Origin of the sequence: Carnobacterium sp. ISL-102 (assembly GCF_018612935.1) — a bacterium.
GTDB classification, from domain to species: domain Bacteria; phylum Bacillota; class Bacilli; order Lactobacillales; family Carnobacteriaceae; genus Carnobacterium_B; species Carnobacterium_B alterfunditum.
Genome location: NZ_JAGGRF010000001.1, coordinates 70404 through 79400 on the forward strand (window position 1 = coordinate 70404; position 8997 = coordinate 79400).

Annotated in this window: 10 protein-coding genes; 2 read left to right on the plus strand and 8 right to left on the minus strand. The window is 39.6% G+C overall.

What is annotated here, in order from left to right; translation table 11 throughout:
* Window positions 1–214: 214 nt before the first annotated feature.
* Genes J7E16_RS00300 through gnd form a run of 8 tightly spaced genes read right to left on the minus strand, consistent with a single transcriptional unit; the run spans window position 215 to window position 6913 of the window.
* Complete coding sequence (locus J7E16_RS00300) at window positions 215–667, minus strand: PTS sugar transporter subunit IIA (RefSeq protein ID WP_214887358.1); 453 nt, start codon at window positions 665–667, stop codon at window positions 215–217.
* On the minus strand, window positions 664–1566 hold the full coding sequence (locus J7E16_RS00305) for a hypothetical protein (RefSeq protein ID WP_214887360.1): 903 nt from the start codon (window positions 1564–1566) through the stop codon (window positions 664–666). Before J7E16_RS00305 ends, J7E16_RS00300 begins: the two co-directional genes overlap by 4 nt.
* A gap of 19 nt (window positions 1567–1585) precedes the next feature.
* The gene (locus J7E16_RS00310) at window positions 1586–2089 is read right to left on the minus strand and encodes a PTS sugar transporter subunit IIB (RefSeq protein ID WP_034545313.1); all 504 of its coding nucleotides are present in this window, start codon (window positions 2087–2089) and stop codon (window positions 1586–1588) included.
* Between the two features lie 44 nt (window positions 2090–2133).
* Window positions 2134–3012, minus strand: a complete 879-nt coding sequence (locus J7E16_RS00315) for a PTS system mannose/fructose/sorbose family transporter subunit IID (RefSeq protein ID WP_034545316.1) — start codon at window positions 3010–3012, stop codon at window positions 2134–2136.
* Window positions 3013–3042: 30 nt separating this feature from the next.
* Window positions 3043–3873: a PTS mannose/fructose/sorbose/N-acetylgalactosamine transporter subunit IIC gene (locus tag J7E16_RS00320; protein WP_214887362.1), complete on the minus strand. Its 831-nt coding sequence runs from the start codon at window positions 3871–3873 to the stop codon at window positions 3043–3045.
* Between the two features lie 14 nt (window positions 3874–3887).
* Entirely contained in the window at window positions 3888–4988 is a 1101-nt protein-coding gene (locus J7E16_RS00325; protein WP_214887364.1) for an iron-containing alcohol dehydrogenase family protein, read from the minus strand.
* A 15-nt stretch (window positions 4989–5003) separates the two neighbouring features.
* Window positions 5004–6005 carry a D-isomer specific 2-hydroxyacid dehydrogenase family protein gene (locus J7E16_RS00330; protein ID WP_214887366.1) on the minus strand — a complete coding sequence of 334 codons (1002 nt, stop codon included), beginning with the start codon at window positions 6003–6005 and terminating at the stop codon, window positions 5004–5006.
* 2 nt (window positions 6006–6007) lie between these two features.
* Window positions 6008–6913 carry a phosphogluconate dehydrogenase (NAD(+)-dependent, decarboxylating) gene (gnd, locus tag J7E16_RS00335; protein ID WP_214887368.1) on the minus strand — a complete coding sequence of 302 codons (906 nt, stop codon included), beginning with the start codon at window positions 6911–6913 and terminating at the stop codon, window positions 6008–6010.
* Between the two features lie 136 nt (window positions 6914–7049).
* Between gnd and J7E16_RS00340 the strand changes: the two genes are divergently transcribed.
* On the plus strand, window positions 7050–7928 hold the full coding sequence (locus J7E16_RS00340; protein ID WP_214887370.1) for a MurR/RpiR family transcriptional regulator: 879 nt from the start codon (window positions 7050–7052) through the stop codon (window positions 7926–7928).
* Window positions 7925–8818, plus strand: a complete 894-nt coding sequence (locus J7E16_RS00345) for a Cof-type HAD-IIB family hydrolase (RefSeq protein WP_214887372.1) — start codon at window positions 7925–7927, stop codon at window positions 8816–8818. The genes J7E16_RS00340 and J7E16_RS00345 overlap by 4 nt, the downstream gene beginning before the upstream one ends.
* Window positions 8819–8997: the final 179 nt, after the last annotated feature.

The window sequence follows — 8997 nt, forward strand, 5'->3', positions numbered from 1 at the left end:
CGGGACAAGCAAGTCCTTTTTTTGCGCTTACTTGTCCAATTACCAAGCTTTTGGGACAAGCACATCCTTTTTTTGTGTTTACTTGTCCAATTACCAAGCTTTCGGGACAAACAAGTCCTATTTTTGCGCTTACTTGTCCACTTATCTATTTTGACAATAAAAAAAGACATCGTTTCTATACAAGTGGTATAGAAACGATGTCTGACTGCTTATTTTAGAATTCTTCCTCTTCATCGTCTTGATCATCTTGATCAGAATCTTCAGCTGACCATGGTACGATCCCTCGCTGAGCTTCGTTGATTACAGAAGCGACTGCATCTTGGATGGAAGAACCAATCATTTGTTGATTGATCGCATCAATAAACATTGGTAAATTGACACCTGCGATCACGTGGACTTTCTTTTGTTGTTCCGCTGCAAGTGAATTCACAGCTAAAACAGCTTGGTTGTACAGACTAGCGCCCGCTAGATCTACGAAAATGATGACACCATCATTTTCGTCAACCGCTTTGATTTCATTTAAAAATTTCCCATGTAAATCTTGCACATTATCTTCTTGAAACAAGTTTAATGTTTTAATATTTTCGGTGCTGCCTATGATCAAATCGGCTGCACTGACAATACCATTACTCATCTTTCCATGTGTAGCAACGATGATCCCAATCATTTATTATTCCTCCCGACTAGCTGTTTCAAATAAAGTAATACTTCGTTCATGTTCGTATCGCTCAATTGATTCTGCTTCAAATCGTCTTTACTCAATGTAAACCGATCTTTTTCTTTGGTGGCGCTGATGACGTAAACTAAGCGATCATTCGCAATCTCAGGCGAGACAACTGTCTCTACTGAATTGCTAGAAGTGGCTAATTTACGATTACTCATCACTTGGTATAATTTTTTTTCTGAACCAATACTATCTAACATATAGACAGTGGCATTGCTCTGATTCATGACTTTTTCTAAACCGGCATTATTCGTACAACCGGCATCTAGGAAAGCAAATGCTAGTTTTTCATTTCTAAAATTTTTCGTGCTATACAACTGCACTAGAACAGAAGATGTATTTCGAATCAAATTGTGCTTATTCGGCCAGCCTCTAGCTATGCTCTTTAAAAACAAGAAATAGAGAACATAGAATAGAATGCACAGCAGCGAAACCGGGCTTATCAAAGCATTTGTTTGGAATACCGGCATAGCCACTTGCCATGTAAACACTAACCCTACGATGATGTATAAGATAGCCGAAAGAAAAATGAATCTCATCGTGTTTTTCTTTCGATCTGCTACATCAAAAAATTGATACGGACCAAGATGAGCTGCTGGAGTATCATAATAAGTGCAAATAATTGTATCTGCTTTTTTTATGTCTCCAACATAAAGATTTTTATATTCTACAAGATCTTTCTCATTCAATTTAAAGGTCTCCAGCTCAACATCTGATCTGAATTGACGAATGTCAGCTGTCAAACTTTCTAAAAAACGATCTTTTCGTTTTCGCGTATAACGCTTCCCAAAAATGGAATGATAGCGAACATACCAATCTTCTAATTGTTCATCTTGTTCCATCAATTATCATCCTAACTCATTATAGATTAAATTTTGCCAAAACTTCTTTCAAATTAGTTCTTGGAGCAGAAGGTGTTGCTTGGAAATAGATATCTTCCACATGGTACTTTTCATCGAGCTCTTTTAATTTTAACGCATCTTCTCTATTTAGGTAAACTGATTTTGTAACAAAAATATCCTCTTCCCCTTTTTGAGCGATACCGCCGATATTTATTTCTTTCATTGGAACACCATGTTTCACCAATTCATAGATAACATCGACTGTTTTGGCGATCAAGATACAGCTGTATTCTTTGAACTCGAATTCATCCCAATAGTATTTGCATTTTTCTAGAGTCATAACGACTGTTTTCTTTCCAGTACGTCCTCCAGCACTTTTATACAAACTTTTCATAAATTTATCTTTTGCTACAATATCATCTACAACGAACAATGAATTTACTCCGTCGCGTCCAGAAAGTGTCAGCATTACTTGTCCATGGATCAAACGCTCATCTATACGCGCTAAGTTTACTACTCCCATTGATTTCAACTTCCTTTCTTATGCTTGTTTCGATTCTTAATTGATTATAAAATTCCTACTGCTGCTAATACGATCAAGATCAATGTTAACCATAACAGTGCTCTCGTAACTTTTAATCCCTTCTTGACATAGTACCAATAAATACCCATAACGGTTGCAAGTGGTAGTATACCTGGCAAGATAGTGTCCAGCGTTTCTTGAATGATAAACGGCCTTCCAGAGATCATGAATTCCAAGGAAGAGGAGACCGTTACATAGTTTCCGGCTAAGATCCCCATCATGAACAATCCTAAAATAGACAACAATTCGATTGCATTTTGAACTCCTGCACTTTCCATTAGTCCTGTAGCACTTTTACCCATGACGAACCCTTGACGAGCAAAGAATAAACCAATCAACACTTGGTAAGTGGCAAAAGCGATGAATGGGAATAACGCTCCAGCAGCTGATCCATTTTGAGCCCAAGGAATAGCGATAGCAATAAAGATATATTGGATCGTTCCTGAGTCGATCGAGTCACCAATACCAGATAAGGCACCCATTAGACCGGCCTTAGTATTGTACATTAAATCATCTGTCATGACGATCTCTTCGTTGTTTTGTTCTTGTTTGGCACGTTCTTGTTCCATTGAAGACATTAAACCGGTTAAGATCCCGCCACCCCATGTTAATTGGGTATTGAAGAACAATAATTGTCTTTTATATGCTGCACGTAAAGCATCATCGTCTTTGTATAGTTTTCGTAAAACAGGCATCATACCGTATAGTAAAGATGGTGCAAGGTAACGCTCAAATGAATGAGGAATCTCATTTGCAAAGTGCCATCTTAAGTAAGCTATCGAAACATCCTTGTTTGTCAGTTCTCCTAGTTCCATTTCTTTAGTGCTCTCAGTAAGCGTTGCTTGTTGTGTGTCAGTCGTCATTTTTAGTGCTCCTTTCGCTCATTGTTTTTTTTAGAAATCATCGTCGTCATCATCATCGGGTCCGTTAACATTATTTGTTCCGTTTGCCGAAGATGCATTTGCAGTATTGTTGCGACTAAGTACGAATATTGCTGCAATCAATGTCCCTACAATTGCGTAAGTTACCATTGTAATGCCTATATCTTTGAAGACTACACTGATAAAGTAAGCTAGTAAGAAAAACACCATATAATCGCGACGTCCAATAACATAAATGGTAGTAGCGATACCAATAGCTGCTAATCCGCCACCGACAACTTCAAGGATGTGTAAGAATACTGTGCCTTCCAAAGTTGCGATAACATCCGCAATGACTGGGGCTCCCCAATACAAAGCACCGAAAACTAGTGGTACGAATAAGATGAAAGAAGCAATGACTGGATAAAAAACGATTGAGCGAGCAATGGCACCGTGGTCTAATTTTTCGACCGCTCTATCTGTATATCTTCCGATAAATGTATTGATAAAGAAACGGAATTGGTAGAGATAAGATCCTAATAAACCAACTGGAACGGCGACCGCGATCGCAGCCTCAGGCGAAAGATCTCCCAACAAAGCTACTGACACAGCAACAGCTGCAGCAATCGATGGTTCAGAAGGCATTGTACCCCCTGGAGAAAATACCCCCATATAAATCAATTGGATGGCTGCAGTGATGATCATTGCACCTGCAACATCTCCCATTACGATACCAACTATTAAACCGGTCATTAATGGCGAAAAACGTAGTGTTAACGTAGCCCCACCTAAAAATGACCTTGACATGATTGCAGCTACCCAAAGTGCGATAACCAGACTTTGCCATATTGATAATGTTTCCATTTCTTATTACCTCCTTATTTATTGATAAAATTTTCTAAATCGATCAGTGTTGTTGTTAATCGTTCTTCATTTATTTGTAACGGCAGCAGATGAACTTTTTGTTTGCTGTCGATCAATTGGACAATCTTTTTTAACGTACTTTCAGACATCGGATACACACCCATCTCTGTTAACGATTTGGGTAACTGCAGCGATTCATAAAATGGGATCAATTCATTGATCGTAGACCATTTTTTTTCTAATGCTAGCTGATAAAAGATACCATATGCTACCTTTTCACCGTGTAAGTATTCATGCACCTCTGGTAGATAAGCCGAGATTGCATCATGGATCGCATGGGCCGCTGTATTTCGCGCATATTTATCGCCCAAGCCGCCAACCAAACCAGCGATTGCAAAAATGATCTCTGAAATATGAATAAATTCAGCTGATATCGTTTTTGTTTCCATATCCATGATTGCTTTTTCAGCTTCTGCCAGCACTTTTTCTTTGCACATACGAGCAGCAAAACGTGCCATCTGTGGAAAAGGTTCGTCGTTAAAAGCTTCTTGCTCTAAAATCAAGTCTGACTCATACCATTTTGCCAGCGTATCAGCAATTCCAGCAATAAAGTAATTGACCGGTGAATCGATCACTAGTGTTGGATCGGTGATCAGGAAAGCGGCTTGCCGCTTGACATGCTCGGATTTCCCTTCTGCTAAACCATTGTCATGATACATGACCGAGAGCGGTGTCCATGGTGCACAATTGCTAGCCAGTGTCGGAACGAGGCCGAATTGCGTATTGGTTAAATGGCTAGCATATAAAACTAAATCGGATAATTTACCTCCGCCGACTCCGATAACAAAATCAATCTTATTTTTTTCAATAATTTCTGTAATACGGTGACATTCGTTATAACTGCATTCTCCATGATATTGTTCATAGATTATTTCTTTGTCTAGCTGCATCACCTTAGTTAGGTAAGGTTTTGCTTTTCCCCAAGATATGCTGCCATGTACGATCAATATCCGACCAGCATCATATTCTTGAAGTAGCTCCGGAATCAAGTCTATCGATCCCTCACTATAACGGTAAAACTGCGGCCCTCCCTTCACGTTTAGATCTGTAAGCATTCACACCACTCCTTCCTAATTCAAGTAAGAACTACTGCTCTGTACGGCTCTATTTGGAAGAATACCTTGTGTGATCCGCTCACAATCGGCAACACATTTATTTCCCATTTCTTCAAGGCATTCCATCGTGTAAGCTGAAGTATGCGGCGTTATGATAACGTTCTCAAAATCAAGGTAAGAGTGGCCTGCACGACCGGGTTCAACTTCCAGCACATCGGTCGCAAATCCAGCAATTTTGCCGGCTTCCAATGCTTTGATCAATGCCGCTTCTTCGATCAATGCACCTCTAGCCGTATTCGATAGATAAACATTGTCCTTCATTTTTGCAAACTCTTTTGTTGAGAGCATATGGTAATTATCGTCTGTTAGACTTGCACATATACAGATGGCATCTGCTCTTGCTAAAAGCTCATCTAACGCCACTTTTCTTGCACCAAATGCTTCAATCTCTACTTTTTCTTTATTGGGGTCGTATGCCAGCACCTCACAGCGGAAACCATAATGAAGGATCTCAGCAACGCGGCTGCCAATGTTTCCGATTCCGATAACACCTACTGTTTTCCCACCAAGAGCGTGACCGACAAATTGAGCTCGTTCTTCCCATTTGTCTTGCACGACGCTTTGATAAGCTAGATTAGTTTGTCTCATGACAGTCAATAAATTGGTCACATTATTTTCGGCAACTGCATCCCGCTCAATCAAAGCCGGCACGATCGATACGATCGTGTTGTGCTGCTTAGCTGCTTTCAAATCAACATTATTAAAGCCGATGCCATGTCTTGTGATCAATTTTAATTCATCTTTATGATCAAAGAACGCTTGTGTAAAAAAGGGTGTTACGCTGGCAATAATCATGTTGAAGCCCTTTAATTCTTCTGCCAACGTCTTTCCATCGATTGCACTATCAAAAGTAAATTTTTGCACCTCTCCTAATTGTTGCAAACGCTTTAAATGGTCTGGAAAAATTTTTCCAAAACTACTTGAATTGACGATTGCGATTTTGTTATGTCCACTCATTTTTAGCGTTCCCCATTTCTCGTAACTTTATGACCGCCGAATTGATTGCGCATCGTCGCTACGACTTTTGCTGAAAAACTGTCATCGATTTTTGATACGTTACGAGCGAACAATGAACTTGCAATAACCGGAACAGGGATATTTAAATCGAGTGCCTCAACGACTGTCCATTTTCCTTCGCCACTGACATCTACGACACCTTTAATATCGTCCAATTTAGGGTCACTCTTGAAACTTTCTTCGGTCAATTCCATCAGCCATGAGCGGATAACTGATCCATGATTCCAAACAGAAGCGACTTTTTCGAAATCATAATCGTATCTCCCAGCATGTAAGATATCGAATCCTTCACCGACAGCTTGCATCATACCGTATTCGATGCCATTGTGGACCATTTTCAAGTAATGTCCGCTACCGGATTCTCCTGTATAAAGATAACCTTGATCACAAGCCAGTGCAGCAAAGACGGCTTCTGTTTCTTCGAAAACATCAGCGTCTCCGCCAACCATCAGACAAGCTCCTGATTGAGCGCCTTCCATTCCACCTGATGTACCGCAATCTAGAAAACCGATTCCTTTTTCTTTAGCTCGTTCATAATTTTTCACACTGTCTTTAAAATATGAATTTCCTCCGTCTATCAAAATGTCACCTGGGTGCAATTGATTGCTAAGTGTTTCCACTAATGCATTAGTGATTTCTCCTGCCGGTGTACTTAAAAAGATGATCTTTTTTTCTTCTAAACTTTCGAGAAATTCTTTTTGTGAGTTGGCAATTGCTAAATGACTTTCAGAAGCTTTTTGGCGTGCTTGGATCGAAACATCGTAACCCACTACAGCGATATTACTTTCTTGTAAATTCAAAGCTAAGTTCAAACCCATTTTTCCTAAACCTATAATACCTACTTTCAAGTCTTCTCCTCCTCTTTGCTTTTCTCTTTCATAACCCAATTGTAACAAAAAATTTTTATTTGTAAAGGGCTTTCATAAAAAATATTTTTTATTCGAAAAATGTAGTATACTATTATTAAAGAGGAGTTGAACTTATATGTCCTATAATTATTTAGAAAAATTGCTAAGGCCTTACATGAAAGGTTTTAACGATACTGAGAAAATCATCGCCGACCATTTCATTAAACTGGGCAATGAAGTAGTCAATAAAACGCTTTCTAATTTAGCAGATGACACCGGCCTTTCTGAGGCTACTATTTTCAAATTTGTTAAAAAAATCGGTTACGACGGCTTCCCCAATTTCAAAATTTCGGTAGCTTCTAATTTTCGAACGATGGAAGAACGGAAAAATGAATTAGCCGTTTTTTCTGACATCAGTAAAGAGGATTCTTCGTACACGATCGCTCAAAAGCTGGTTTATTCCAATAAACTCGCACTCGATAACTTGGTTGAATCCCTTGATGAAAAGAAGATCAATCAAGCGTTGGACTTAATGTATGGTTCAAGAGCCCTACACTTCTTTGGCCAAGGAGCTTCATCCGTGATTGCACTAGACAGCTACCACAAATTTCTACGCACAGGGTTCTACTGCAATTACATTGCTGATTACCATATGCAATTGAGCTACGCTACAAAGCTTGGCTCAAATGATTGTGTCTTTTTATTTTCACACTCTGGCGAGACAATTGAAACGATTGAAGTGGCGAAAATTTTATGCGCCAATCACGTCAAAATTATTGTCTTGACCGGCAACCACCACACGGATCTAGTGAAACTTTCGACTGTCGCATTTATTGTCGATTCAGAAGAATCTGTTTTTCAATCAGAGACACTCACCTCACGGATTCTTTATATGACGATCATTGATATTCTCTATGTGGCCTTGATGTACCATGATGAAGCCAAAAATAAAGAGTCACTAGAGAAGATCCGCAAAGCATTAGTGATTACTAAAAAAAGAAGGCCATTGCGATGACCATTAAAGCAATCGTATGCGATATGGACGGAACGCTGCTTACTTCTGATCATACGATAGCCCCTAAAACGTTCAGTAAATTGATGGAGCTGCAAACTAAAGGCATCCAATTGATTCTGGCTAGTGGGCGTAGCTATATCCGCTTGTTGCCTGATGCTCTAAAATTGCAGATGGATAAACATGCTGGCTTGATGATCGATGTCAATGGTACGTCAATTTACCACGTTGAGACCGCTATACGCGACCGAATCGGTCTATTAGAAGGATCTTTTATTACTGAACTCAATCAATTCTTCTCGCTCTTTACGGTGGAATTGCAATACAGTCAAGATGATACGATCTATACTTATTTGCCCGATGAAATCTACACCATCAAACAAAATATCCGCGGGGAAATGCGTCTGCCAGATGATTATCCTTGGATGGGCGGGATGTATGGCTGGTTATGCGACACTCGTGACGGTTACCCTAATCAACATATGATTCGCAGTTTGGCAAATACGCCAACTTCTTGCAACAAGATATCCGTCGTCCAAGAGCCAGGCTATATGTCCTTTGTTCGTGATACGCTAAAAAATCATCCAATCTACGAGCAATATGAATACGTTTTCTCAGACGAACGTAAGATGGAAATCACCAATAAAGCGATCACCAAAGGGAATGCTCTGGATCTCATTATGGCAAAACAAAACTTCCAGCATGATGAAATGGTCGTGTTTGGCGATAGTGAGAACGATATCTCGATGTTCAAAAATAAAAAGTATTCAGTTGCTATGGGCAATGCGCTCGCTTCCGCAAAGCAACAAGCTAACTACACTACTGACAGTCATAATCATGAAGGGGTCTATAATATGTTGGTCCGTTTAGAAGATCTAGGGCTGTTTGAATAAGGAGTAAAAAGCAAAGAAAAGGATGCTTTTTAACAAATAGTATTGGTGCAATAAAATAAAATTTCTTCTGGAATGGACGGTTTTGCTTGTGGAGGGCCATGAGAGCGCCTGAAGCCTTTTGTCTTCCAGGCTTTCAAGCCTCAAACAGTGCGTAATCACTAAGGCTCTAACGCTCTGTA